General features: G+C 44.4%; 38 protein-coding genes and 1 pseudogene. 4 read left to right on the top strand and 35 right to left on the bottom strand.

Going from position 1 to position 23,685, the window contains the following annotated elements:
- Positions 1 to 89: 89 nt before the first annotated feature.
- Positions 90 to 582: pseudogene (locus V7K85_RS29235) on the bottom strand (Rpn family recombination-promoting nuclease/putative transposase); the annotation flags it as partial.
- 34 nt (positions 583 to 616) lie between these two features.
- Positions 617 to 1,114: a hypothetical protein gene (locus V7K85_RS29230; RefSeq protein WP_334819047.1), complete on the bottom strand. Its 498-nt coding sequence runs from the start codon at positions 1,112 to 1,114 to the stop codon at positions 617 to 619.
- 133 nt (positions 1,115 to 1,247) lie between these two features.
- Here V7K85_RS29230 and V7K85_RS29225 point away from each other — a divergent pair, with 133 nt between their 5' ends.
- Positions 1,248 to 1,529 (top strand): hypothetical protein, encoded by a 282-nt coding sequence (locus V7K85_RS29225; RefSeq protein WP_334819044.1) that lies wholly within the window; start codon positions 1,248 to 1,250, stop codon positions 1,527 to 1,529.
- A gap of 270 nt (positions 1,530 to 1,799) precedes the next feature.
- Here the strand turns inward: V7K85_RS29225 and V7K85_RS29220 are convergent, their stop codons facing one another.
- Positions 1,800 to 2,162: a helix-turn-helix domain-containing protein gene (locus tag V7K85_RS29220; RefSeq protein ID WP_334819042.1), complete on the bottom strand. Its 363-nt coding sequence runs from the start codon at positions 2,160 to 2,162 to the stop codon at positions 1,800 to 1,802.
- 243 nt (positions 2,163 to 2,405) lie between these two features.
- Between V7K85_RS29220 and V7K85_RS29215 the strand changes: the two genes are divergently transcribed.
- Positions 2,406 to 2,852 carry a hypothetical protein gene (locus V7K85_RS29215; protein ID WP_334819040.1) on the top strand — a complete coding sequence of 149 codons (447 nt, stop codon included), beginning with the start codon at positions 2,406 to 2,408 and terminating at the stop codon, positions 2,850 to 2,852.
- 9 nt (positions 2,853 to 2,861) lie between these two features.
- Here V7K85_RS29215 and prfA read toward each other — a convergent pair whose 3' ends face one another.
- The 31 genes from prfA to rplC form a co-directional block, all read right to left on the bottom strand.
- A complete protein-coding gene (prfA, locus tag V7K85_RS29210) occupies positions 2,862 to 3,959 on the bottom strand; it encodes a peptide chain release factor 1 (RefSeq protein WP_334819038.1) in 1,098 nt (365 codons plus the stop codon).
- Between the two features lie 104 nt (positions 3,960 to 4,063).
- Entirely contained in the window at positions 4,064 to 4,306 is a 243-nt protein-coding gene (rpmE, locus tag V7K85_RS29205) for a 50S ribosomal protein L31 (RefSeq protein ID WP_273765764.1), read from the bottom strand.
- 147 nt (positions 4,307 to 4,453) lie between these two features.
- Positions 4,454 to 4,870, bottom strand: a complete 417-nt coding sequence (gene rpsI / locus V7K85_RS29200) for a 30S ribosomal protein S9 (protein ID WP_300420156.1) — start codon at positions 4,868 to 4,870, stop codon at positions 4,454 to 4,456.
- A complete protein-coding gene (gene rplM, locus V7K85_RS29195) occupies positions 4,870 to 5,331 on the bottom strand; it encodes a 50S ribosomal protein L13 (protein ID WP_334819036.1) in 462 nt (153 codons plus the stop codon). The genes rpsI and rplM overlap by 1 nt, the downstream gene beginning before the upstream one ends.
- A 129-nt stretch (positions 5,332 to 5,460) precedes the next feature.
- The gene (gene truA / locus V7K85_RS29190) at positions 5,461 to 6,309 is read right to left on the bottom strand and encodes a tRNA pseudouridine(38-40) synthase TruA (RefSeq protein ID WP_334819034.1); all 849 of its coding nucleotides are present in this window, start codon (positions 6,307 to 6,309) and stop codon (positions 5,461 to 5,463) included.
- 138 nt (positions 6,310 to 6,447) lie between these two features.
- Positions 6,448 to 6,798 carry a 50S ribosomal protein L17 gene (gene rplQ, locus V7K85_RS29185; RefSeq protein WP_094342458.1) on the bottom strand — a complete coding sequence of 117 codons (351 nt, stop codon included), beginning with the start codon at positions 6,796 to 6,798 and terminating at the stop codon, positions 6,448 to 6,450.
- Between the two features lie 32 nt (positions 6,799 to 6,830).
- Positions 6,831 to 7,778: a DNA-directed RNA polymerase subunit alpha gene (locus tag V7K85_RS29180; protein ID WP_334819031.1), complete on the bottom strand. Its 948-nt coding sequence runs from the start codon at positions 7,776 to 7,778 to the stop codon at positions 6,831 to 6,833.
- 393 nt (positions 7,779 to 8,171) lie between these two features.
- On the bottom strand, positions 8,172 to 8,567 hold the full coding sequence (gene rpsK / locus V7K85_RS29175; protein WP_012410703.1) for a 30S ribosomal protein S11: 396 nt from the start codon (positions 8,565 to 8,567) through the stop codon (positions 8,172 to 8,174).
- 54 nt (positions 8,568 to 8,621) lie between these two features.
- Positions 8,622 to 9,002, bottom strand: a complete 381-nt coding sequence (gene rpsM, locus V7K85_RS29170; RefSeq protein ID WP_069070762.1) for a 30S ribosomal protein S13 — start codon at positions 9,000 to 9,002, stop codon at positions 8,622 to 8,624.
- 115 nt (positions 9,003 to 9,117) lie between these two features.
- On the bottom strand, positions 9,118 to 9,231 hold the full coding sequence (gene rpmJ, locus V7K85_RS29165; RefSeq protein ID WP_015129703.1) for a 50S ribosomal protein L36: 114 nt from the start codon (positions 9,229 to 9,231) through the stop codon (positions 9,118 to 9,120).
- Between the two features lie 117 nt (positions 9,232 to 9,348).
- Positions 9,349 to 9,573 carry a translation initiation factor IF-1 gene (infA, locus tag V7K85_RS29160; protein ID WP_006276978.1) on the bottom strand — a complete coding sequence of 75 codons (225 nt, stop codon included), beginning with the start codon at positions 9,571 to 9,573 and terminating at the stop codon, positions 9,349 to 9,351.
- 207 nt (positions 9,574 to 9,780) lie between these two features.
- Positions 9,781 to 10,332, bottom strand: a complete 552-nt coding sequence (locus tag V7K85_RS29155) for an adenylate kinase (protein WP_334819029.1) — start codon at positions 10,330 to 10,332, stop codon at positions 9,781 to 9,783.
- Complete coding sequence (gene secY / locus V7K85_RS29150) at positions 10,332 to 11,645, bottom strand: preprotein translocase subunit SecY (protein ID WP_334819027.1); 1,314 nt, start codon at positions 11,643 to 11,645, stop codon at positions 10,332 to 10,334. The genes V7K85_RS29155 and secY overlap by 1 nt, the downstream gene beginning before the upstream one ends.
- A gap of 74 nt (positions 11,646 to 11,719) precedes the next feature.
- Positions 11,720 to 12,163, bottom strand: a complete 444-nt coding sequence (gene rplO / locus V7K85_RS29145) for a 50S ribosomal protein L15 (RefSeq protein ID WP_334819026.1) — start codon at positions 12,161 to 12,163, stop codon at positions 11,720 to 11,722.
- Positions 12,164 to 12,304: 141 nt separating this feature from the next.
- Positions 12,305 to 12,832, bottom strand: a complete 528-nt coding sequence (gene rpsE / locus V7K85_RS29140; protein WP_094328453.1) for a 30S ribosomal protein S5 — start codon at positions 12,830 to 12,832, stop codon at positions 12,305 to 12,307.
- Between the two features lie 108 nt (positions 12,833 to 12,940).
- Positions 12,941 to 13,303, bottom strand: coding sequence for a 50S ribosomal protein L18 (gene rplR / locus V7K85_RS29135; RefSeq protein ID WP_334723658.1), 363 nt, complete (start codon positions 13,301 to 13,303; stop codon positions 12,941 to 12,943).
- Between the two features lie 2 nt (positions 13,304 to 13,305).
- Complete coding sequence (rplF, locus tag V7K85_RS29130; protein WP_273765825.1) at positions 13,306 to 13,854, bottom strand: 50S ribosomal protein L6; 549 nt, start codon at positions 13,852 to 13,854, stop codon at positions 13,306 to 13,308.
- Between the two features lie 79 nt (positions 13,855 to 13,933).
- Entirely contained in the window at positions 13,934 to 14,335 is a 402-nt protein-coding gene (gene rpsH, locus V7K85_RS29125; protein ID WP_012410712.1) for a 30S ribosomal protein S8, read from the bottom strand.
- A gap of 20 nt (positions 14,336 to 14,355) precedes the next feature.
- The gene (gene rplE / locus V7K85_RS29120) at positions 14,356 to 14,904 is read right to left on the bottom strand and encodes a 50S ribosomal protein L5 (RefSeq protein WP_334819023.1); all 549 of its coding nucleotides are present in this window, start codon (positions 14,902 to 14,904) and stop codon (positions 14,356 to 14,358) included.
- Positions 14,905 to 15,014: 110 nt separating this feature from the next.
- Positions 15,015 to 15,368 carry a 50S ribosomal protein L24 gene (gene rplX, locus V7K85_RS29115; protein WP_334819021.1) on the bottom strand — a complete coding sequence of 118 codons (354 nt, stop codon included), beginning with the start codon at positions 15,366 to 15,368 and terminating at the stop codon, positions 15,015 to 15,017.
- Positions 15,368 to 15,736: a 50S ribosomal protein L14 gene (rplN, locus tag V7K85_RS29110; RefSeq protein ID WP_069070772.1), complete on the bottom strand. Its 369-nt coding sequence runs from the start codon at positions 15,734 to 15,736 to the stop codon at positions 15,368 to 15,370. Before rplN ends, rplX begins: the two co-directional genes overlap by 1 nt.
- Before the next feature lie 46 nt (positions 15,737 to 15,782).
- Entirely contained in the window at positions 15,783 to 16,031 is a 249-nt protein-coding gene (rpsQ, locus tag V7K85_RS29105) for a 30S ribosomal protein S17 (protein ID WP_334819019.1), read from the bottom strand.
- A gap of 6 nt (positions 16,032 to 16,037) precedes the next feature.
- Positions 16,038 to 16,265, bottom strand: coding sequence for a 50S ribosomal protein L29 (gene rpmC / locus V7K85_RS29100; RefSeq protein ID WP_334690015.1), 228 nt, complete (start codon positions 16,263 to 16,265; stop codon positions 16,038 to 16,040).
- Positions 16,266 to 16,268: 3 nt separating this feature from the next.
- Positions 16,269 to 16,694 (bottom strand): 50S ribosomal protein L16, encoded by a 426-nt coding sequence (gene rplP, locus V7K85_RS29095; RefSeq protein WP_334819017.1) that lies wholly within the window; start codon positions 16,692 to 16,694, stop codon positions 16,269 to 16,271.
- A 158-nt stretch (positions 16,695 to 16,852) separates the two neighbouring features.
- Positions 16,853 to 17,635, bottom strand: a complete 783-nt coding sequence (gene rpsC, locus V7K85_RS29090) for a 30S ribosomal protein S3 (RefSeq protein WP_298905700.1) — start codon at positions 17,633 to 17,635, stop codon at positions 16,853 to 16,855.
- A 53-nt stretch (positions 17,636 to 17,688) separates the two neighbouring features.
- The gene (gene rplV, locus V7K85_RS29085; protein ID WP_334819015.1) at positions 17,689 to 18,045 is read right to left on the bottom strand and encodes a 50S ribosomal protein L22; all 357 of its coding nucleotides are present in this window, start codon (positions 18,043 to 18,045) and stop codon (positions 17,689 to 17,691) included.
- Between the two features lie 81 nt (positions 18,046 to 18,126).
- Positions 18,127 to 18,405 (bottom strand): 30S ribosomal protein S19, encoded by a 279-nt coding sequence (gene rpsS, locus V7K85_RS29080; RefSeq protein ID WP_012410721.1) that lies wholly within the window; start codon positions 18,403 to 18,405, stop codon positions 18,127 to 18,129.
- Positions 18,406 to 18,548: 143 nt separating this feature from the next.
- Positions 18,549 to 19,412 carry a 50S ribosomal protein L2 gene (gene rplB / locus V7K85_RS29075; RefSeq protein WP_334819013.1) on the bottom strand — a complete coding sequence of 288 codons (864 nt, stop codon included), beginning with the start codon at positions 19,410 to 19,412 and terminating at the stop codon, positions 18,549 to 18,551.
- Between the two features lie 241 nt (positions 19,413 to 19,653).
- Positions 19,654 to 19,968 carry a 50S ribosomal protein L23 gene (locus tag V7K85_RS29070; protein WP_179068331.1) on the bottom strand — a complete coding sequence of 105 codons (315 nt, stop codon included), beginning with the start codon at positions 19,966 to 19,968 and terminating at the stop codon, positions 19,654 to 19,656.
- Entirely contained in the window at positions 19,961 to 20,599 is a 639-nt protein-coding gene (gene rplD / locus V7K85_RS29065; RefSeq protein WP_334819049.1) for a 50S ribosomal protein L4, read from the bottom strand. Before rplD ends, V7K85_RS29070 begins: the two co-directional genes overlap by 8 nt.
- Before the next feature lie 133 nt (positions 20,600 to 20,732).
- On the bottom strand, positions 20,733 to 21,365 hold the full coding sequence (rplC, locus tag V7K85_RS29060) for a 50S ribosomal protein L3 (protein ID WP_334819011.1): 633 nt from the start codon (positions 21,363 to 21,365) through the stop codon (positions 20,733 to 20,735).
- 931 nt (positions 21,366 to 22,296) lie between these two features.
- On the opposite strand from rplC, the gene V7K85_RS29055 reads away from it, so the two are divergent.
- The gene (locus V7K85_RS29055; RefSeq protein WP_334819009.1) at positions 22,297 to 22,773 is read left to right on the top strand and encodes an NAD(P)H-quinone oxidoreductase subunit N; all 477 of its coding nucleotides are present in this window, start codon (positions 22,297 to 22,299) and stop codon (positions 22,771 to 22,773) included.
- A gap of 69 nt (positions 22,774 to 22,842) precedes the next feature.
- Here the strand turns inward: V7K85_RS29055 and V7K85_RS29050 are convergent, their stop codons facing one another.
- The gene (locus V7K85_RS29050; RefSeq protein WP_334819007.1) at positions 22,843 to 23,268 is read right to left on the bottom strand and encodes a GNAT family N-acetyltransferase; all 426 of its coding nucleotides are present in this window, start codon (positions 23,266 to 23,268) and stop codon (positions 22,843 to 22,845) included.
- On the opposite strand from V7K85_RS29050, the gene V7K85_RS29045 reads away from it, so the two are divergent.
- A complete protein-coding gene (locus V7K85_RS29045) occupies positions 23,258 to 23,542 on the top strand; it encodes a hypothetical protein (protein ID WP_334819005.1) in 285 nt (94 codons plus the stop codon). The two genes, V7K85_RS29050 and V7K85_RS29045, sit on opposite strands and share 11 nt — an antisense overlap.
- Positions 23,543 to 23,685: the final 143 nt, after the last annotated feature.

Genomic DNA, 23,685 nt, shown 5'->3' with positions numbered 1-23,685 from the left:
TTCAGCCTTTAGTGACAGTAATCTGCTGTCGGGCTGGATTAGTTATTTACGGGCTGAATACCGCGATTTACTAATCAACGAATCGCACTAGTTCTGTCTATCAATTCCCAAGCTTTAAGCGATCGCTATGTCGTCGGTTGCAATTACTAATTTAGCAGTTGCAATGCCAAGTGGAAGCGATGCAGCCTCACCTAATTCATCAAGATAAATCCGTCTGACGCGCCCACTTGTGAAAAACTCATGGTAATGTTTGATATCTCCTGTATCTACACTTCTGTTTAGGTACAAAACTACAGCACTCCAGTTATTTTGTGGTTTATTCTGACGCAGATATAAACATATTTCTGCAAATAGCCGTGAATAAATTTCTCCATCGGCTTGAAATTGCACTTCCAGAAAATAAATCTGGTTCTCACTTCCTTGTGTAGGCAGAAATACACCATCGATTCTGAAGGCTGTTTGTTTGATTTCAACTGATGAAAATTGATAAAGGCTAGCTTCTTCTGGAGGATTACCAATAAGTTCAAAGAAGATATCAGGGAATTCTTGAAACAGGCGATAAAAGATGATATCTGTTTTCACAATTTTATATCAATTGAAGATTTTGATTTGCTGTTCATGTGTTACTTTGTTCTTCAGAACCATCTCGCACTTTCAGCAATTGCTCTTTTGCCATCCCTAATATACGTGAAAGGGGCGCTAATAAATTCTCATCAAATGCTTCTCCGGCATAAAGATTATTCAGTTCAGTGGGAGATAATTTAAAGGTATCGCAGAATTTAGCAAACTCCTGGTTACTCAAGTCAAGTTCTTTTTGCCTGTCATGAAGTAAAACGGCGATCGCTCTAGTTCCATGCTTCGGACGCTCACTAGTTTTCACATATTTTTCCATTAAATAATTGACTTTCCTGGTATCGCCGCCGATTTTTTTAATTAAATCAGTACAAGCCATTTTTAGTGCTTTCTTTAAAATTTCTTCTTCATTTAAAAACTTAATAACTTCGCTGGCATATTCTGGTTTAAAAAATCCCACCAAATCACCTTGATGATAAACTGGTATATAAGGATTATTTGTTTCTACTTGCCAATCTAAAGGCTCATTGCGTAGCGACATAGCTGCACCCCTAAATATTTTCAGATTGCACCATTTTAAAACCATTTATTCTTTAACTGCCAGTGGTGATATTTTGGTCAAATATAGTAATCTAGTTTTATTGTTGCTAAGTATACTTAATCTTGTACTATCCTTGACTCAATATTCTGATTCAAGTTATAGTCAAAATTTTCCCTATGCAGAAAAAATGTTTAAAGACTCAGATATTAATCCTAGATATGATGTCATAGACATTTCTTCAGAGGAAGCTGTAAAAATTATAGATACTACATTGAATACTTTTGAATTAGTAAGCGAGAAATTGGTTACACCTTTACACAGAGTCATATATTATCCAGAATTAGAGGAATATTATCCTCAATTAAAGGAATCTTATGATCGATTAGAGGATGATGATTCCTTGTTTTACGAATGACGAATAGAGTTTAAATTTTCGATTGGTGATTGCCTTAAGTAGTTTTGGCAATTCCCATATTATGAATTAATCAAGAAAAATGGTAGGAATTATCCTTCCCAGTCTTGACGAGTATCGCACAGGAAATTGTCTGCGATCGCATCATCAAATAGATAGGGGCAATGCTGTGGAAAAGTTCGTAATGGTAAGTTAGTTTCAGGTAGCGCCAAATCGACTCCCGCTTCAATGTCAGCTAGTTTGATGATTTAATATTCAATCTTGAACAAATATTCAACTGGTTTTCGCTTCATCCCCAGACGCTTCAGCCACAGCCGCCAATCTATCTGCCGCAGCCTGCACAATTTGAGCCACTTGTGCCAGAGGCATGTGCTGGATTTGTCTAAGAATCAGACTCAAATCTGAGGTTTCTGGAATTGGCTTGCCATCAATGCAGCTGATTAACTCTTCCATTGTGTAGCCTGCTTTCGATGCGATTTGAGCCAAATTTTCTGTATCTGGCACTTTCACACCTTTTTCCCACATCTGAACAGCAGTAGCAGATACTCCCAAAAGCCTACCAAACGCTCGCTGACTCATTGAACCGCGAGCTAGTTTAATGATTTCAATCAGTTTTTGTTTGCTTTCGATGTTCACTGCTTGTATAGCTAGGCAACTGTATTTACAAGTTTACTTTCAATATTACAAGTTTAGTTTTATATTGACAGCCTTGTGTTTTAGTACTAAACTATATTTCTGGTTGTAAATCGGCAACTACAGTCATCAAGCTAGTATACTAACCCATCTATCTTTAATCAACCCAAAAAACTTAGTTTGCTACGGCGCTTGTGCTTGTAGCTAGACTTTGCTGCGAAGAAATAATAATATCGAAGGTGCATCATGTTTGGCAAGCCACACAAAACTAATCAATATCGCCGCAAAAGTCGAAATCTTATAGCCACTAATAAAATTAAACCAGAACAGTGGAACATTTCTGACGCGAAGGTAAAAGAAGCCCTGAAAGCCAAAGGTCATGATGTTAAGCAAATCAAAAAAATCCACCGTCTGAAGCATCAAGTGTGTATTTCATACTGGGATGCAAAAGGCAATGTATGTAGCAGCTTTTTTAGCTACCGGATTTTTGCGCGTTGGCAAGAAGAAGCAGAAAAGTTAATTTCTACCTGCCAATCCCTCAAAGAATGGGCGAAGCTAAATTACGTCATGAAGTACGAATTTGCCTACTACCATTATCCCAGTGAAATGGAAGATGCACTCCAGGCGATATTAGAAAACCACCTGTATGTGTTAAAAGCAACAGTACAACAAGTGGTTTTACAGAAATTTTAACAGCAAAAATTAGTTAGCAGCAGAAGTTGCTAACTCCGCGAGACGTTCCTGTTGGTCTAGAGATATACAAGACTGGATAAGCGTCTCTAAATCACCTTCTAAAACAGGGTTAAGGGAATAATTCTGACCTAACCGATGATCGGTAGCGCGGTTATCTTTATAATTATAGGTGCGAATTTTTTCTGATCGCGATCCTGTACCAACCTGCGATCGCCGCATGGAAGTTACAGCTTCTTGTTGTTCGCTTAACTTGATGTCATACAACTTCGCCCGCAGAATTTGCATTGCCCGTTCTTTGTTTTGCAACTGGCTGCGTTCTTCTGTACAGAAAATGCGAATCCCTGTAGGTTTGTGCATCAAGTCAACGGCTGTTTCTACCTTGTTGACGTTTTGCCCACCAGCACCGCCAGAACGAGCTGTGGTCATTTCAATATCTTTCGGGTCAATGTGGATTTCCACATCATCCACCTCTGGCATAATCGCCACGGTAGCTGTAGAAGTATGAACCCGTCCCCCAGATTCAGTTGCCGGCACGCGCTGCACACGATGCACTCCAGCTTCAAACTTTAACTGGCTGTAAACGTCATTACCTTTAATTTCTAGAATGACCTCTTTCCAGCCACCCACTTCTCCTCGAGATTCGCTCACTAGAGAAACTTTCCAACCTTGAGTCTGGGCATAGCGGGTGTACATCTGCATCAAATCGCCAGCCCAAATACTTGCTTCATCGCCACCAGTACCAGCGCGAATTTCCAACATGATATTCTTTTCATCATTGGGGTCGCGTGGTAGCAGTAAGACTTTCAAGCGAGACTCTAAATATTCTATTTTTTGTTCCAGTTCCTTTACTTCCAGTGCTGCCATTTCTTGCAACTCTGGGTCACTCGCAGATTCTTTGTAAACCTGACGCGCTCCGGTCAAATCTTCTTGGGCTGTTTTCCAAATTTCATAAGTATCAACTACCTCTTCCAAAGAAGAACGAGACTTAGCAATTTCTTGATACTCATTAGGGTTGCTAGCGGTATCGGGGTCGCCAAGACGACGTGTTAACTCATTAAAGGTTTGTTCAACGGATTTTAGTTTGTCCAGTAAGTATGATTCAGCCATGACAAGTGCGATCGCTCCTTAAAAAAATAACAAATTGGCTCGAGCATATAAATGACAATCGACCCAGCTGATGCAGGGCCGTCGTTAACAGCAGAGCCAACCCGCTACTTTTTCTTTTGTTCGTCGCCAGATGTTTGAGTGCTGCTCATGCCGTACTTGCGGAGGAAGCGCTCCACTCTACCCTCAGTGTCAATAATCTTCTGAGTACCGGTGTAAAATGGATGATTTCCAGACCAAACATCTACGTGCAATTCTGGCTTGGTAGAGCCAATGGTCATAACAACTTGACCGTTGCAGTAAACTTTAGCGTCTGGATACCACTTGGGGTGAATATCAGATTTAGCCATTGTTCTTTTTGTGATGAATCTATATCAATTATAACTTTCAGGTTTCAATTAAGGCTAGAAGAAGGGGACAGGGAAAAGGTTACAGGTAACAGAAAACTATCACCTGTCCCCTGTAACCTACCACCTTCTTCACTAATCCCCAATGCCCTAACGCTTAGAGTACTGAGGTGCTTTCCGGGCTTTATGTAAACCATATTTTTTCCGCTCTTTTGCCCTCGGATCACGAGTCAAATAACCTTCGGTTTTCAAAGGTGGGCGGTTGTCTGGGTCTAGTTGGCACAAAGCACGAGCAACTCCTAAGCGAACAGAATCAGCCTGTCCGGTCAAGCCACCGCCTTCGGCTTTCACCAAAATGTCATATTCGTTTTCTAATCCCAGAGTTTCCAGAGGTGCTTTTATCACTCCCAGGTAGTTGGCATTGAATTGGAAATACAAGTTTCCATCTTTACCGTTCACAGTCAGTTGACCAGTGCCTGGAACCAGACGTACCCGCGCTACTGAGGTCTTACGACGACCAGTACCCCAGTATACGGCGCGACCGCTATTGGCGTCTGCTACTACCATTAATTTTCTTCTCCAGGAATTGTACTAATTTGTAGTTCTTTAGGTTTTTGAGCATCATGGGGATGTGTGGGCCCAGCGTAAACTTTCAGCTTGGTGAACAACTGCTTACCCAGGCTATTTTTAGGTAGCATACCTTTAACAGCCTGTTCTAAAATCCGCTCTGGTATGCGCTGTTGCAGTTTAGCGAAAGTTTCCGTTTTCATCCCACCGGGACGACCCGAATGGCGACGGTAAAGCTTTTGAGTGCGCTTTTTGCCTGTAACTGCCACTTTCTCGGCATTGATGACGATTACGAAGTCACCTGTATCTAAGTGGGGTGTATATTCGGGTTTCTTTTTGCCTCTCAGGATCTGGGCGATTTCGCTGGCGAGGCGACCGAGGCGTTTATCGGTGGCATCTACTATGTACCACTCACGCTCAAGGGATGCTTGAGAAGGAAGGTATGTTTTACTCGTTGTCATTTGTCATTTGTCCTTTGTCATTTTTAATTTGTCATTAGTCATTTATCCTTTGTCATTTGTTTTTGTCCTTTATCCTTTGTCAGTTGTTCTTTGTAATTACACTAATGACCAATGACTAATGACCAATGACTAAGAACCAATGACTAATGACTCTTGACTAGTGACGAACTTTGGCAAGGTGTCGTACCAAATCTCTTTTGGAAAGGGAAAATCTGGATAGCCGACTCGCAACAAGCATAAGCCTTGAGGCGGGGCGGCGTGTTTCACTTCTTCCCGACGTTGTTCTTTCCAGAGTTCGGTGAAGCTAGAAAGTGTTCGTTGTCCAGAACCTACTTGTACCAGCATCCCTACCAACAGCCGTACCATGCCATACAAAAATCCATCTGCTTGTATTTCAATATGGATAAATGGCCCACTGCGACGACACTCTGCTGCTTGCACCTCTACCCAGGAATGCGATCGCTTTGAGCCTGCACGCTGAAAAGCAGCTAAGTGATGCTTTCCCAAGAGAGGTTTCAGGGCAGCTTGGATTAAGGATTCATCCAGGGGTGCATAATAATAATGCCAACTGAAGGGTTTCACGAACAAGTTAAGTCGATCTTCAGTGTATATTGTGTAGCGATACCGTCGATAGGCTGCACTAAAGCGAGCGTGCCAACGGTTATCTACACTAGCTGAAGCCCTGATTAATATATCTGACGGCAGATAACTGTTGAGGATTGTTGCCCACTTGTGAGGCGGAATTAAACCTGTTGCCTCAAAATGGGCTACTTGAGCAGCAGCGTGAACTCCAGAATCGGTTCGCCCAGCACCGTGTAGTGTCACATGATGCCCAAGAATAGTAGCAATCGCTCTTTCTATCTCTTCTTGGACTGTCCGTTGTTTTTTTTGCCGTTGCCAGCCATGAAAATGAGTGCCCAGGTATTGGATTACCAAGGCTACTCGATGAGTTTGTGTAGGCTGGTGGCTTTCTAACATACAGATTTTGTCTCCGAAGTTCTGATCTAAGGAAGCCTTAGCTCAGACTTCTCTCTTTGTCATTTGTCTTTTGTCATTTGTCCAAAGTCCAAGTGTGAATAACCAATGACTAATGACCAATGACCAATGACTAATGACTTAAACCAATTCAATTATTGCCATTTTTGCATTATCACCCCGACGCGGTACGGTATGCAGGATGCGGGTATAACCGCCCTGACGATTACCGTAGCGAGTGGGAACTTGCTCAAATAGAGCGTGAACCAGTTGTTTATCGAAGATATAGCCAAGGGCTTCCCGGCGTGCTGCCAAGGAGCCGTTTTTGGCTAGGGTAATCATTTTTTCAACTTCACTTCGCAGAACTTTCGCTCTAATTAAAGTGGTGGTGATTTTACCATGACGGATCAGCTCGGTGGTAAGCGATCGCAGTAAAGCACGGCGTTGATCGGCGGGTTTGCTGAGTTTTTTGACGCGACAACGGTGACGCATAATTATGCACTATGAGTTATGAACGGTTTTTCTTAAGGGTGTTTAGAGCCTCTTTCCATTGGCAGGGTGATGCCCAAGCGTCGCTGCAAAGCTTCCACAACCTCTTCTGCTGACTTCTGACCAAAGTTCTTAATTTCTAAGAGGTCTTCTTGGGTATAATCCAACAAATCTGCCACAGAGTTAACTTGTGCCCGTTTGAGACAGTTATATGCCCGCACAGAAAGTTGCAACTCTTCGATGGGTATCTGGGCAGTTGGGTCGTCTGGAATGTCCGAACCTGTGTCTGTTGGTTCGAGGGAGATATCTTTCAACGGGTTGAATAAATCTACCAAGATCCCAGCGGCCGAAGATAGTGCTTCTTGGGGGGAAATACTGCCATTTGTCCAAACTTCCAACAGTAGTCGGTCTTTTGGAATCAAGCCTTCCCCACGAGACTCTTCAACACTGTAGTTGACTTTTCGCACCGGCATAAATATTGAGTCGATTTGGAGAAAGTCCAACGATGTGGCTTCCTCACGTCCTCGCTCTACGGTGCGATAACTTTTGCCTTTTTCGATCCGAAATTCCATTTCCAGCTTTCCTCCCTCAGCGATGGTGGCTACATACTGAGTCGGATCGATGACTTCTACTTCACTGGGCAAATCAAAATGCGCCGCAGTGATTGTTGCTGGACCGCTAACGAGTAATCTACCAATCTGGGGCTGCGAAGAATAGTTTTTCAGGATAACTTCCTTCATTTTCATGAGGATTTCCAGCACATCTTCCCGCACGCCCGGAACTGTGGCGAACTCATGTGAAACGCCTGCAATCCGCACTGCTGTAACTGCTGTACCTTCTAAATTAGACAGTAAAACCCGCCGCAGTGCGTTGCCAACAGTTGTTCCTTGACCGCGATCTAGAGGTTCCAAAACAAATTTACTGTAATGGTTCCGACTTTCCTCGGTATTCGACTCTACACATTCAATTTGAAACTGCGCCACGGATGAGCCTCCCTTTTTCTAAGGTGCTGCTAGCAGACAAATCAATTGCCTCCCGAATTGATTGCCAATTTTCGATTTTGGATTTTGGATTTTGGATTGTGCTTCTTTGGTTCATGCTCCGCCTCTTGAAAGCGCAACAAATCTTAAATCATCAACTTAAAATCCACGAGGCCCAGCACCCTTGTAGTCGGGTTCAATCTAAAATCGCAAATCTAAAATCCAAAATTGATTGATAATATTTTGGGTAGCCCGAAGTTTAACAGCTTTCCCGGCGGGAAAATCTGACGCGCTTCTGGTCGCCCAAGCTTTCACCCAATGACAGTTTGCACGTTATCCGCCCAAGCGGTCATTGCTGGCTGTAACTTTTCGTCCTCACTGCCCAAGTCTTGGTGTTTAAACTCGACGGCGCTTGGGTGGACGACAACCATTGTGAGGAATCGGGGTAATATCCCGAATGAGTGTAATTTCCAGTCCTGCTCCTTGAAGTGCCCGGATAGCGGTTTCTCTACCTGCTCCTGGCCCACTGACCATTACCTCGATTTGGCGCATTCCTTGATCAATGGCTCGACGGGCTGCACTTTCAGCAGCGGTTTGCGCTGCAAAGGGAGTTCCCTTTTTTGCTCCCTTAAAACCGCTAGAACCAGCACTAGCCCAGGAGATGACATCTCCATTTTGATCGGTAATGGTGACAATGCTATTGTTGAAAGTAGACTGGATGTAGGCCATCCCACTGGGTACATTCCGTTTCTGCTTCTTGCTCCCGGATTTTTTAGTTGGTTGTCTCGCCATACTTGTTTAGTTGATTTAAGGTAAAACTTGCTCGGATTAGCAAGCGTTGCAAAATTATTTCCCTGGAGCCTTCTTCTTCCCAGCCACTGTCTGCCTTCTTCCTCGACGGGTTCTGGCATTTGTGCGAGTTCTTTGGCCTCTGACTGGTAAGCCCATGCGATGACGACGCCCTCTGTAAGTACCAATGTCAACTAAGCGCTTGATGTTCAAAGACTCCAAGCGCCGCAAGTCGCCTTCAACTTGATAGTTGCTTTCTATTTCCCCTCGCAGGGCTGTCACATCGGCATCACTTAAGTCCTTAACGCGGGTGTCTGGGTTCACACCAGTAGCCGCTATAATTTCTTGAGAGCGTGATAATCCAATTCCGTAGATGTAAGTCAGACCGATCTCGACGCGCTTATCGCGTGGAAGGTCTACTCCGGCAATACGTGCCACAATGAACTCTCCCTATTGTTCTCGCAATTACTGTTGGTTGGAAAAACGTGATTAATCGCGTCTTTTCGTTTTAATGATGATATGCGTCTTACAACTCACTCTCTTAGTAAGAGTGTTATCCTTGACGTTGTTTGTGCTTGGGGTTTACGCAGATCACCATGACGCGGCCACGACGTTTGATCACGTTGCACTTTTCACAGATTTTCTTGACTGAGGCTCTAACTTTCATGCCTTTTATTCTTTGACTCCAAATATAAAATTATAGCATTTCTAGGGAAATTAATCCAGTTAAATGACTAGCAAACAGTCAAAAAAATGGTTTTATGGTAAAATTCTCTACATATACTTACTTCTTTCGTAGTCGATAGGTGATTCTGCCTTTAGTCAAGTCGTAGGGAGTTAACTCCACCTTGACGCGATCGCCGGGCAAAATCTTGATATAATTTCGGCGAATCTTACCGGAAATGTGTGCCAGCACGTTAAAGCCATTGTCCAAGTCAACGCGAAACATCGCATTGGGCAAGGACTCTGTAACCGTGCCTTCCATTTCAATCAAATCTTGCTTAGACAATTTTTTTTTCCTCAACTCAACAATCTCGTGTTCAGTTGCAGCACTTTATCTGCAAGAGAACACACTTTAAGAAATATATCAACAGTTTATTAATATATCTTAGCTAAAATTGCTCTGCTTCTTGGTGGGGGGGGAGATGAGGGAGCAGGGGGAGAAAATATTACCTGATCTCCCTCATCCTTCTCATTTCTATAATCTCCATAATCATCAAGCAATTACCTTTTGGAGTTCACCAGTGACATCTTCTTGGGACTGATTGCCATTTACTGTTAAAAGTTTTTGGCGATCGCGATAATAATCAATTAAGGGTGCAGTTTCAGTGCGGTACACTTCTAACCGACGACGAATCACCTCTTCGGTATCATCTTTTCGCCCTCTAGCTAGCAAACGTTCTACCACAACATCATCTGGTGCATCTAGATTGACTACCTTTTCGCCACTCTGATGTATTGTTTCCAGCAATTCTTCTAGAAAACCCGCTTGCGTCACTTTGCGGGGAAAACCATCAATAATCCAACCATTTTCTGCATCTGGTTGGCTGAGGCGCTCCTGTACCAAGTCCTGCACTAGCTGATCGGGTACTAACTCACCGCTATTTACATAGTTTTGAGCCTTGATTCCCAAATGAGTTTGCTCTTTCATGGCTTGCCTTAATATTTCACCTGTAGAAATATGGGGAATATTCAAGTGTTCAGCCAACGTTTGAGCTTGTGTTCCTTTACCAGCTCCAGGTGGTCCCAAGAAGATTAGTCGCGTCACTATTGTTTCACCATTCCTTCATAGCGCTGAGAGATTACGTAAGTTTGGATTTGTCTTGCCGTATCAATCGCCACACCAACTAGAATTAACAAAGAGGTAGCACCCAATCCCTTAAAGGTGGGTACTCCTAAAGCTCTTTCCACACCAGTTGGGATAATAGCAACCAGTCCCAAAAATATCGCACCCAAAAAAGTGAGTCGATTTGACACGCGCTCGATATACTCACTAGTTGCTTTGCCAGGACGAATGCCAGGAATGCTAGAACCCATTTTTTTCAAGTTTTGTGCAACATCTACCGGGTTGAGAATCAACGAAGAATAGAAGTAGCTGAAGAAAATGATGGAAATCATGTAGACCAAGGCATAGACCCAAGAGCCAGAACCGCTTGGACTTAAATAAGTGTTAATTATATTTGCCAATTCGGCATTCTTGGCGAAATTGGCAATTAGCAGTGGCAAACTGAGGATGGCTGCGGCAAAAATAATTGGCATCACGCCGCCTTGATTTAGCCGCAAGGGTAAAAAGCTACGTTGCTCTGCCAAAACTCGACGACCCACTTGACGACGAGCCGAAATAATCGGGATGCGGCGCATTCCTTCCTGCACAACCACAATACCAACAATGGTTGCTAGGAAAACTAAGATTAGTACTATGACGCGACCCACTGTTTCCCGACCGCCGACTTGCACCAAATCGATAGTATCGCCTAAAGCTTTTGGTAATGACGCCACAATGTTGACAAAAATCAACAATGATGCTCCATTGCCGATACCACGTTCTGTAATCAGTTCGGATGCCCACATTACGAACATGGAACCAGCAGTCAGAGCGATCGCGGTTTCAGCTACGAAGATTGGGCCTGGGTTTAAGGCAAATTGCTGGAGGAATAATGCCGAAAAAGCTGTACTTTGGATAATTGCCCAACCTACAGTCACATAGCGGGTAATTTGCGAAATTTTCCGCCGCCCCGCTTCACCTTCATTTTTCTGTAAATTTTCTAAAGATGGAATTGCAGCGGTAAGTAATTGGATAATAATAGACGCATTAATGAAGGGCAAAATTCCCAACGCAAAGACTCCCAAAGTCGAAAGTCCGCGTCCTGAAAATATATCCAATAAACCGAATACGGAATTATTTCCCGATATGGCTTCATGAAACCGTTCTCGATTAATTCCTGGTATGGGCAAAAAGATGCCTAAGCGAACCAAAATTAAAATACCGACGGTGACAAGCAGCCTACCTCTAAGCCCAGCTGCTTGTGCCATCTGCATAAAAGTTTCTTGAGCCGTTGGGGCTTTGTCTCGACTGATCATAGAGTGCTACCTTTATAGTGAACCAGGCGCTGAGTGCGAGTTGGCTTGCATTTAAGTGCGCTGTTCCGGCTCACTCATAAGACTTCACAACTCCCACCAGCTGCCTCAATTTTGCTACGAGCTGTACCTGTGAAAGCTGCCGCTTGTACCTTGAGCGGAGTGCTCAATTCCCCGTTACCTAAAATTTTCAATGGTCCCTTGACAGTAGTAAGGATACCTGCTGCTTTCAAGGAGGTCAAAGTTACTTCCGTATTAGCGGGAAGGGAGGCTAGCTTCTCTACATTAATCGTAGTGTAAATTTTCCGATTCACAATCGGAAAGCCCTTCAGCTTAGGTAAGCGGCGGTACAATGGCTGTTGACCACCTTCAAAACCGGGTCGAGTACCACTACCAGAGCGAGATTTTTGACCTCGCATACCTAGCCCAGCACTGGCACCTTGACCGGCAGAAATACCTCTGGCTACACGCTTCTTGCGTTTCTTTGAGCCTTTTTGCGGCTTAACATCATGGAGTCTCATAAGTTATCAAGTTCTCATTTGTCGTTTGTCATTTGTCGTTTGTCATTTGTCATTTGTCCTTTGTTATTCACTAATGAACGCCACTTGCTTCAACGGGGGGAACCCCCGCAACGCAGTGGCTCCTAATGACCAATGACTAAATTAGATGTAGAGATTTTGAATAGGAATACCGCGATCTTCGGCAACTTCAGAAAGAGTACGCAGTGTAGATAAGGCGTTGACTGCGGCTCTAGCATTATTGAGCGGATTGTTGGAGCCAAGTTGCTTGGCTAAGACGTTACGAACTCCTGCCAATTCCAGCACAGTTCGCACAGCACCACCAGCAATTACCCCAGTACCAGGTGAGGCTGGACGCATAATCACCTTTGCACCACCACCGACACCATCAATGGGATGAGGGATGGAGTTGGATTTGGTGATTGGGATATCAATGAGGTGTTTTTTGCCGTCGGCTACGCCTTTTTTAACGGCACCAATTACATCTGAGGCTTTGCCTACTCCTACACCAACTTGACCGCGTTCGTTACCGACGACAACGATCGCTCGGAAGCTGAGTTTTTTACCTCCTTTGACGACCTTGCTCACACGTCGGATTTGGATAACCCGCTCTTGCCAAGTAGTTTCTTCTTTTTTGGCACGCTTTGTTCTACTTTTACGCTCTGTTGCCATAATTTAGTGCTCTGGTGAACGTCATTTGTCAGTTGTCATTTGTCTTTTGTCATTTGTCCTTTGTCATTTGTTCAATGACTAATGACCAATGACTAATGACTAATAACTTTAGAAATCTAAACCAGCCTCGCGTGCTGCATCAGCTAGTGCTTTGACACGGCCATGATATAAGTTACCACCGCGATCAAATACTACTTTGGTGATGCCTTTTTCTAGCGATCGCACTGCGATCAACTTACCAACTTGCACCGATGCGTCGCGGTTTGCACATGACGCTAAACTAGATTTCAACTCTGGTTCTACAGTCGATGCTGCGACTATGGTTTGATGCTGAGTATCATCAATTACCTGGGCGTAAATATGCTCATTAGAACGAAATATCGCTAAACGCGGACGTTCTGGGGAGCCAATAACTTTGCCACGAACGCGTCGATGACGACGGTTTTTTGATTCTCTACGAGTAAGTTTCATTTCTACTTCTTACCACCCTTACCAGTCTTACCAGCTTTGCGTCTGACCACTTCACCGGCATAGCGAATGCCTTTACCTTTGTAAGGTTCTGGTGGACGAACGGCACGAATTTTTGCGGCTGTGTTGCCGACGATTTCTTTGTCATACCCGCTAACAATGACGTTGGTGGTACCTTCTACTGCAAACTGAATTCCATCTGGCGGAACAATTTGCACCTGATGGCTGTAACCCATATTTAAAACTAGGTTACGCCCTTGAAGTTGTGCCCTGTAACCAACACCTTGAATTTCCAAACGGCGCTGAAAACCTTGGGAAACTCCCTCGACCATGTTGGCAACTAAAGTGCGGCTCAAGCCGTGCAGCTGCTTTGAAGTACGAGTTTCATCTCGACGATTTACCTGTAATATTTCTCCCTCTTGAGAGACTGAGACATTAGCTGTTAGAGTCCGAGAAAGTTCTCCTTTCGGGCCTTTCACCACAATATTCGTACCATCGATCGCCACTTGGACTTTGGCGGGAATAGTAATTGGACGTTTACCAATACGAGACATGACTTTTTGTCCTTTGTTATTTGTCCTTTGTCCTTTGTCATTTGTCTTTCACTAATGACAAATGACTAATGACCAATGACTACCAAACGTAACAAAGCACTTCGCCACCCAAGTTCTGACGCCGCGCTTCGCGGTCAGTCATAATCCCACTGGATGTAGAAATAATGGCAATGCCAATGCCGCCTAGTACCCTTGGTAATTCTTTTCTATTGGAGTAAACACGCAAGCCTGGCTTACTCACTCGCTTTAAGGCGGTGATTAGAGGCTGACGATTCTTACCTTTGTACTTCAGGGAAATCACTAGGTTGTGCTTTACCCCTTCTTCTGCTTCTTCGATTTCAGCAATAAAGCCTTCCTCCCGTAGTACTTTGGCAATACTTCGGGTCATTTTTGTCGCTGGCACTTGTGTAGTTTGATGCCGCGCCAGGTTGGCATTGCGGATGCGCGTCAGCATATCTGCAATTGTGTCGTTAGCCGCCATCGTTCCCTCTATAGATGAACTTATTGATCGCGAAAGGGCATTCCTAATTCTTTAAGTAAGGCGCGGCCCTCTTCGTCGTTCTTTGCTGTGGTGATGATGGAAATATCCATCCCCCGCACTTGATCGATGCTGTCGTACTCGACTTCTGGAAAAATTAGCTGTTCTCTCACACCCAGAGTGTAGTTACCGCGTCCGTCAAAGCTTTTAGGGCTAACGCCGCGAAAATCTCGAATTCTGGGCAGTGATAGGCTAACGAGTCGGTCAAAAAAGGCATACATCCGTTCGGCTCTGAGGGTAACCATGATCCCCACAGGCATACCTTGACGAATTTTAAAGCCAGCGATCGCCTTTTTCGCCCGCGTCACCACTGGTTTTTGACCTGTTACCAGCGAAATTTCGTTGATCGATGCCTCTAGTGACTTCGCATTTTGAGCTGCTTCACCCAAACCTCGGTTAATAGTAACCTTTACCAACTTCGGTACTTGATGAACGTTGGTATATTGAAACTGATTGATCAGTTTGGGGACGATTGTCTCTTGATATAAGGTTTTGAGTCTTGTTGTCGCCATAGTTTTTTGTCCTGATATCCCTGGGCTTGGTCAGGGAACATTTAATTTTGGATTTTAGATTTTGGATTTGGGATTAAATTTAAAATCTAAAATCTCAAGTTGGCTAATTCTTATTTATCAAGAAGTTCGCCAGTTTTCTTGAGTTTTCTGACTTTTTTGCCTTCTGAGGTAAAGGTATAACAAACACGACTGGCAACGTTTTGCTTGGTGGAATAAAGCATCACGTTGGAGCTATGAATCGGGAATTCCTGGGTGAGAATCCGCCCTGATTCTCCTTCTTGCTGGGGTTTGACGTGCTTGGTTTTAATGTTGACACCTTTGACGATAACTTTACTCAGTTGGGGAAGTGCCTGGATAATTTCACCAACTTTTCCTTTGTCTTTGCCAGCAATCACTTGTACGGTGTCGCCAGTTTTGACGTGCATTTTGTGGAATACTTTGGCCGTACCCTGTTTGGTTGCCATTAAAGCACCTCCGGAGCCAGAGAAACAATTTTGGTAAAGTTTTTATCACGCAGTTCCCGGGCAACTGGGCCAAAAACCCGTGTGCCTCTTGGGTTTCCGTCTTTATTGATGATCACAGCAGCGTTATCATCAAAGCGAATACTCATGCCGCTGTCACGACTTACGGCTTTACGAGTGCGGACAATTACTGCTTCCACGACATCAGACTTTTTTACAGCCATGTTGGGTGTAGCATCTTTGACAACGGCGATAATTTTATCACCAATGAAACCATAACGGCGGTTGCCTCCACCTAAGATGCGGATGCACATTAGTTTACGGGCACCGCTATTATCTGCGACATTCAGGTAAGTCTGGGGTTGAATCACAATTATTCTCCCTTGTAATGTTGTTAGTTTCTAACAACGATGAGGTTTAAGTAGGTTTGACGTTCATAACTTCTGTGATTTTCCAGCGCTTGGTTTTACTCAGGGGTCTAGTTTCCTGAATGCGAACGCGATCGCCTACTTTACACTTATTTTCTTCGTCGTGAACTTTATATCGTTGAGTGTTAACTACAATCTTGCCGTACTTGGGGTGAGGGGCGCGGTTTTCTATAGCAACTACCACAGTTTTTTGCATTTTATCGCTCACTACCAAGCCAACTCGTTCTTTGACTGCCATAATCTCCTACTTTTCTTCTTTAGCCGATTGAATTGCTGCCCGTTTGCGTTCGGTTTCTACCGTCAGCAATTGAGCTAGGCGGTGGCGGATCTGTCTGAACTGGTGGGGCTTTTCTAGTTGTCTGGTGGCTTTTTGCAAGCGCAACTGAAATAGTTGTCTTTTGATAGCGACAATTTCCTCAGAGAGTTTATCGTCACTTAATTCTCTAGCTTCTGAAATCTTGGGAAGAGGCATAACCTACTCCTGCTCCTGTGGTTGAGAGCGCACAATAAACTTGGTTTTTATGGGCAGCTTAAATGAAGCCAAACGCATAGCTTCACGGGCGATTTCTTCAGTAACCCCAGCGATTTCAAACAAAATTCGCCCTGGCTTGACTACAGCTACCCAATACTCTGGCGAACCTTTACCAGAACCCATCCGGGTTTCAGCTGGACGCATGGTTACAGGTTTATCAGGGAAAATCCGAATCCAGATTTGTCCACCCCGACGAATATAACGGGTCATTGCCCGACGAGAAGCCTCGATTTGCCGGGAGGTAATCCAAGCAGGTTCTTGCGCTTGGAGTGCAAAATCACCAAAGTTGAGGGTGCTGCCACGGGTGGCTAGTCCCTCCATCCGTCCGCGCTGTTGTTTGCGGAATTTAGTTCTTCTAGGACTTAACATGGTTTTTCACTTGTCATTTGTCATTTGTGAGCCACTGCGGTCTTCTCCCAAAGGGAGAGGCTAGCGCTAAGGGGTCTCCCCAAGTGAAGCACGTGGCGTCATTTGTCATCTGTCATGTGCCATTTACTAATGACTAATGATTAATGACTATTGACGATTTATCCTTCATTTGAACGGTCTTCAAATTGCTGGCGACGACGTTGTTGTTGACGGCGACGGGGTTCACGTTCGCGATCGCGGGGATCGCGTTCACGATCACGGCTTGCAGGTGGTAATGGAGTTTCTTCCTGTCCAGGAATAATTTCTCCCTTAAACACCCATACTTTGATACCCAAAATGCCGTAAACAGTTTTTGCCGTGCAATAAGAGTAGTCAATGTCAGCCCGTAAGGTATGTAAAGGTACTCTACCTTCACGAGTCCACTCTGTCCGGGCAATTTCCGCACCGTTGAGCCGACCGCTGACTTGGATTTTAATACCTTGGACACCAGCGCGTTGAGCACGCTGAATCGATTGTCGCACTACCCGCCGAAACGAAACCCGGCGTTCCAATTGTTGAGCAATGTATTCGGCAATTAGGTAGGCATCAGCATCAACTCGTTGGACTTCAACTACGTTAATCCGAATTTGGCGATTACTACCCAACAGCCCTTGTAGTCCAGTACGCAAGGATTCGATGCCTTGCCCACCACGACCCACTACTACGCCCGGTCTAGCTGTGCGTACTTCTAAGTCAATTTGGTCAGCTTTGCGCTCAATCCGCACCTCGGAAATTCCGGCGTTGTTTTGAGCGAGTCTACCCAGCTTTTGTTCTATGTATTGACGGAGTTTGTGGTCTTCTTGTAGAAGTTCTGGATAGCGATCAGGAACAGCAAACCAACGGGATTGATGTTCATGTGTAATACCCAGGCGAAAACCAACTGGATGAATCTTCTGTCCCACGAATGCTTCCTCTAAAATTTCTGACTTTACGCAATTTATTCGTGTAAGCGTGCTTATTTTTCTGGGGCAGCTGCAACAGCCACAGTAATATGACACGTTGGCTTGCGAATTTGGTAAGCTCGACCTTGCGCCCTTGGCTGGAACCGCTTCAACGGCGGCCCTTGATCGGCGTATGCCTGAGTAATCACTAGTTGAGTCCGATCTAACCCAGCGTTGTGTTCGGCATTGGCAGCAGCGCTTCTGAGAACCTTCAATATGGGTTCAGTGGCGCGATAGGGCATGAATTCCAGAATAATTAGCGCTTCTCGGTATGATCGCCCCCGGATTTGATCGAGTACACGACGCACTTTGTAGGCCGATATGCGGATAAAACGAGCGATCGCCTTTACTTCAGTAGTATCATTAACCATAATTTTCTCCAATTTTGTCATTTGTCATTGATCATTTGTCACTTGTCTTTAGCTAATGACTAATGACTTCACGACTAATAACTACCTACCTGCTTTTTTGTCACTTTTTCCATGACCTCTGTAGGTGCGTGTCGGGGCAAATTCACCCAACTTGTGTCCCACCATCTGTTCATTTACAAAAACTGGAACGTGTTGGCGTCCGTTGTGAACAGCTATGGTATGACCTACCATTAGGGGCAAAATTGTCGAAGCTCGTGACCAAGTTTTAATAACTTCTTTTCTGTTGTTGTCGTTAAGCTTTTCAATTTTCTTTAGGAGATGATCCGCAACGAAAGGACCTTTTTTTAGAGAACGACCCATAATTTAATTTTGGATTTTGGATTTTGGATTTTGGATTTAGAATTTTGGATTTTGGATGATTAGGTATCTCACTGGGGTGGAAAATTTTAGAATCTTAATTAAGTAGACCCCAATCTAAAATCTAAAATCCAAAATCTAAAATTCTATGATTCACGACCACCGCGACCCCGTTTAGAAGACTTACGGCGACGACGTATAATCAATTTGCTGCTGAGTTTCTTACGATTGCGTGTCTTTGCACCCAATGTGGGTTTACCCCAAGGTGTTACAGGCCCAGATCTACCGATAGGTGCCCTACCTTCACCACCGCCGTGTGGGTGATCAACGGGGTTCATGACGCTACCTCTAACCTTAGGACGGCGACCTTTCCAGCGATTTCGTCCGGCTTTACCTGCACTCAGGTTTCTAGCATCAGTGTTGCCTACTTGCCCAATGGTGGCGTAGGACTCGCGTCGAATCAAGCGGACTTCTCCTGAAGGCAACTTGAGAGTTACATAATTACCTTCTTTTGCTACGACTTGAGCGCTAGCACCAGCAGCCCGGACAATTTGACCACCTTTACCAGGAGTCAATTCTACATTGTGAACACTAGTACCCAAGGGAATTTTCGAGAGCGGTAAGGCATTACCATCTTCAAAGGGAGCCTCAGGCCCAGCAATGACTATTGTTCCAACTTTCAACCCGTTGGGGTGGAGGATGTACCGTTTTTCGCCGTCTTGGTAATACAAAAGGGCAATTCGGGCATTCCGGTTAGGATCGTATTCAATCGCTGCGACTTTGGCAGGAATATTATGTTTATCCCTTTTAAAATCGATGATCCGGTAAAGCTGTTTGTGTCCGCCACCCCGGCGACGACTAGTAATCCGCCCGTGATTATTCCGACCTTTGGCGCGATGCTTCGAGGTTGTTAGGGATTTCTCTGGCTCGGTTTTTGTAATTTCCGCAAAGTCAGAGACTGTAACTTGGCGAGTGCTGGGGGTATAAGGGCGATAAGAACGAGTACCCATAATCTATTTTGGATTTTGAGATTTTGCGGAAAGTCTGAGCGCCGATTTCTGGCGTTAGGGTAGCGGTAGCGAGTCCGCGTTCACCCTTGGCGTCTCGTAGAGAGCGTCTCGGAACTTTCAAAGACGGATTTGGGATTTACTTAATTTTGGATTTGGGATTTTGGATTTAATGAGTGTTTAACTAATTGCGACCATCTTTGGTGCTGATTCAGTAAACTCCTCAATCTAAAATCTAAAATTCCTAGACTTCTGGGAATAGAACTTGTCTAATCTTGTCTTCATCCCCAGGTGCGACGGTGATAATGGCTCGCTTATATTGGGGTTTATAACCAATAAATTTACCAACGCGCCGCTTTTTACGCGGTGGTAGGATGGTGTTTACTTTTACAACCTTGACCTGAAACAAGTCTTCGATCGCAGCCTTGATTTCTGGCTTAGATGCCTTTGGAATTACTTCAAAGGTGTACTTATTTTGCTCCATCAAGATAGTCGCCTTCTCGGTGACAATTGGGCGACGCACTAAGTCGGCAAGGTCGCGGGGGTCAAAGCTAGGCACTGTAGACCTCCTGAATTTTTTCTAGGGCTGATGCCGTAACTACAATCTTGTCAGCGTGCAGTAAATCAAAAACATTTAGCTGGTCGGCTGCAATTAGTTTTAAATTTTCAATGTTGCGGGCTGACAAATAAACGTTATCTGTATCCGCAATCTCAGACAAAATTAACAGTGACTTACTTTCTGGTACCACTCCCCAACGGACAAGCGCTGCCACTAATTCTTTAGTCTTCGGGCGAGATAACTCGGTGCTAAATTCTTCTACTACGATCAAATCCTCAATGCGGCTAACAAATGCTGTCCGCAGTGCTAAACGTCGCTCTTTGCGGTTCAACTTGAGGTTGAAGTCTCTGGGCTTTGGCCCAAAGATCACACCACCACCACGCCACAGTGGTGAACGAATAGACCCTGCACGAGCGCGACCAGTACCTTTTTGTCGCCAAGGTTTACGCCCACCGCCTCTGACTTCAGCACGAGTTTTTGTACTGGCATTTCCTTGACGAGCATTGGTCAATTGCCGTACTAAGGCGCGGTGCACGATATGAGACGCTGTTTCTTCCTTGGCAACGCGCAACTCGAAGGTCGTCTCGCAGACCTGTTCTCCTTGCCAATTTTTAACTACGCTTTCAACCATCTTTGTTATCTGTCCTTTGTCATTTGTCTTTTGCCATTTGTCCTGTGTCATTTGTCCTGTGTCATTTGTCCTTTGTCCTTTAACCAATTGACTAATGACTAATGACTAATGACTAATGACTAATGACTTTTGACTATCCCACTACTTTTGCAGGCACAACACTTACTAGAGCGCCCGGTTTACCAGGAATGGCTCCCTTAATTAGCAATAAGTTGCGTTCTGGGTCAACTCGCACTATGGTCAGTTTGCGGATTGTGATACGTTTTCCACCTAAACGCCCTGCCATCCGCTTACCTGGATAGACACGACCTGGTGTTGTACCAGCACCAATAGAACCGGGCGCTCTGTGGTTTTTGGAACCGTGTGACATGGGTCCTCGACCAAAGTTGTTGCGCTTCTGGTTACCCGCAAAGCCGCGACCGATGCTTGTGCCAATTACATCGACAATTTGACCTGCACTAAAAATATCTGCTTTAATCTGTTGACCTAAAGCATAATCACCAGAACTATCGGTGTGATACTCATTTAGGTGACGCAATGCTGGAGCAGATGATTTAGCCAAATGACCCAGTAGTGGTCTGTTCAGTGCCTTTGGTTTGACTTCGCCATAACCAACTTGAATGGCAAAATAACCGTCGGTTTGTTTGGTTTTAACTTGTGTAACGGTGCATGGCCCTGCTTGAATGACAGTCACAGGAATGGCTACTCCTGCTTCGTCAAATATTTGGGTCATGCCCAGCTTGGTGCCGAGAATACCTACAGACACAGTAACTGGTTCTCCTTTCTACTTGCTGACCTTGGAATTGGACTCTAGAGGACACGTTTTGTACGCATCAGTTTAGGCTGGATTAGCCTGCGAAACTTGGAATTGTTTAAATAAACCGCTCCAAATGCTTTCGGACACAACAAACCGTGTCCGTACTGCTTGGTGAATCTGTTTAGCTTCACTCACTAGATCACCAGAACAGCCACAAGTCTCTTCCGATTGGGAAGGAGTAACTTCTGGAATCAATGCAAGGCGCTACAGCTTTAAGCTGTGTGCAGCAATGCTTTCGTCCAAGCAATTGCTCTGGCACTTTCTGGAGGCAGCGCTGTCGGCGGGTTTTCCGATTTATATACGCCCGAAGGGCGGCTTCCCTGAGGTTGGCTACTGCCGTGTTGCAGTTGGACTTAAGCGGTTTTTACCGCCCAGTATCCGTTAACTGAGACTGACGTAATGCCATGAAACCAACACTGCTGCTCAGTTTTTACTTCCCTAAACACCTTAAACTATTGTTTAAGATTTTGCCTGCTTTTTCAGAGGCACAGGAGTAAATGTACTCTGGAGCTTAGGATTAACTTTGCTTGTTCGTCCGTAAACTCCAATCTTGACCTAAAAGCTTTCTTAGTTTACCAGTCTATGATCAATCTGAGTTAGATTATCCCATTTGGATTAAATCATCAGTTTTTGATGCTAACACTACCTCAGAATGACAGTAAGAAGGCAGCCTAATTTGCGTCTTTGGTCACAATCTAATAATATAAATTATTTATTTATATTTGTCCAGTACTTTATAGAGCTATTTTTGGGGAGTAGGGGAAAAAGAATTAATAACCAATGCCCTGTTGGGCCCATGCCCCATGCCCAAAAAAATGCTTTTAATCTATCGGTTCAGGGTAAATAATAGAGATATCTAAGTGGGATAAGACGAAAATCTATGGCACTAATTACCACTGGCAACGGTTTAATTCGCGATCTGGAAAAATTTGGCGCTCTTGGAGTGTATATACCTCTGGAAGGGGGTTATGAAGGTCGATATCAGCGCCGACTACGCGCAGCTGGCTATACCACGCTCCACATTACTGCTAAAGGACTAGGGGATGTAGCTGCGTATCTCACAAGAATTCATGGAGTCAGACCTCCTCATCTTGGTAAAAAAAGCACTGGTAGCGGTGCAGCAGTAGGTCAGGTGTACTATTTGCCACCAATTCTCAATTATCATCTAGAACAGCTACCACCAAAGTCAAAGGGGCTAGTGTTGTGGATTATTGAAGGGCATATTCTTTCCAATGAGGAACTTGAGTATTTAACGAATTTGCCTCAGCTAGAACCACGAGTAAGAGTAATTATTGAGAGAGGTGGCGATCGCGCCTTCCGTTGGACTTCTCTAGAAAAAACTTTGTTAGCTAGCTAACACTTATAAAAGTCAGGAGTGAGGAGTTAGGAGTTTTAAATTTTTAACTCCTAACTCCTAACTTTTAACTCATAACTCTCTGAGCATTTCAATAATGCTGAGTTGAAAACCACAAGATGCAAATAACCGCCGTGAAGCCTCGTTAGCAACTGCTGTATCTAGACGAATTTGCTTGATGCCCATCTGATGAAAGCGTTCAACACTTAGCATCACCATCTGCCGCGCAATTCCGTTTTGGCGATATTCTGGCTCAACCCAGATATCATGAATAAAAGCAAATTCCTGTAAACGGTAAATTGGTATTTCTCGCTCAATTGCTGCTACTAGAAAAGCTACAAGTTGCCCTTGGTTTTCAGATACCAGTACCAGAAATACGCTGCGCTCACTATTTGCCAAACGCGTCAACCATTGTTCATAACGCTGTTCTGGATGCGGTAGAAAACCATGCTTGGCGGAATCCAAAGATTCATGCAAAGCACAAATTTTGGTAACCATTGCTAAAACTGCGGGTAAATCAGCTGTTATGGCGGGGCGGATCAGCATAGGTTCTGGAATTTGTTGCAGAAACGGTATAAGTGGGTATCTGGAATGGTTAGGATTTAGAGACTATGGTAAAAGGCTGGCTGATTTTGAGGAAGAAATTTTAGTTCGTTGTCCACAATGCGATGCCTACGGCGGGCTGCGCCTACGCACTGCCAAGGTATTGACTGTAAACTCTGAGCAATCAAGTCTTAGTTCAATCAAAAGAATTACCAATTTTTCCAGATAGAAACAACAAGCGATAAGGTTGAAATTCTGTCCAGATATATTAAGTCGATAAGCCAACAAGAATAAATTCAACTATTTTAAGCAATGGAAAATTGATTATTAGCTTGTAGTAAGCGGCTCTAGCCCTCTTTTCAATGCTAGAAC

Source organism: Nostoc sp. (assembly GCF_036917615.1).
In the GTDB taxonomy this organism is placed as follows: Bacteria; Cyanobacteriota; Cyanobacteriia; order Cyanobacteriales; family Nostocaceae; genus Nostoc.
Note: the sequence above shows the minus strand (reverse complement) of the source record. Positions and strands in the feature narration are given on the sequence as shown.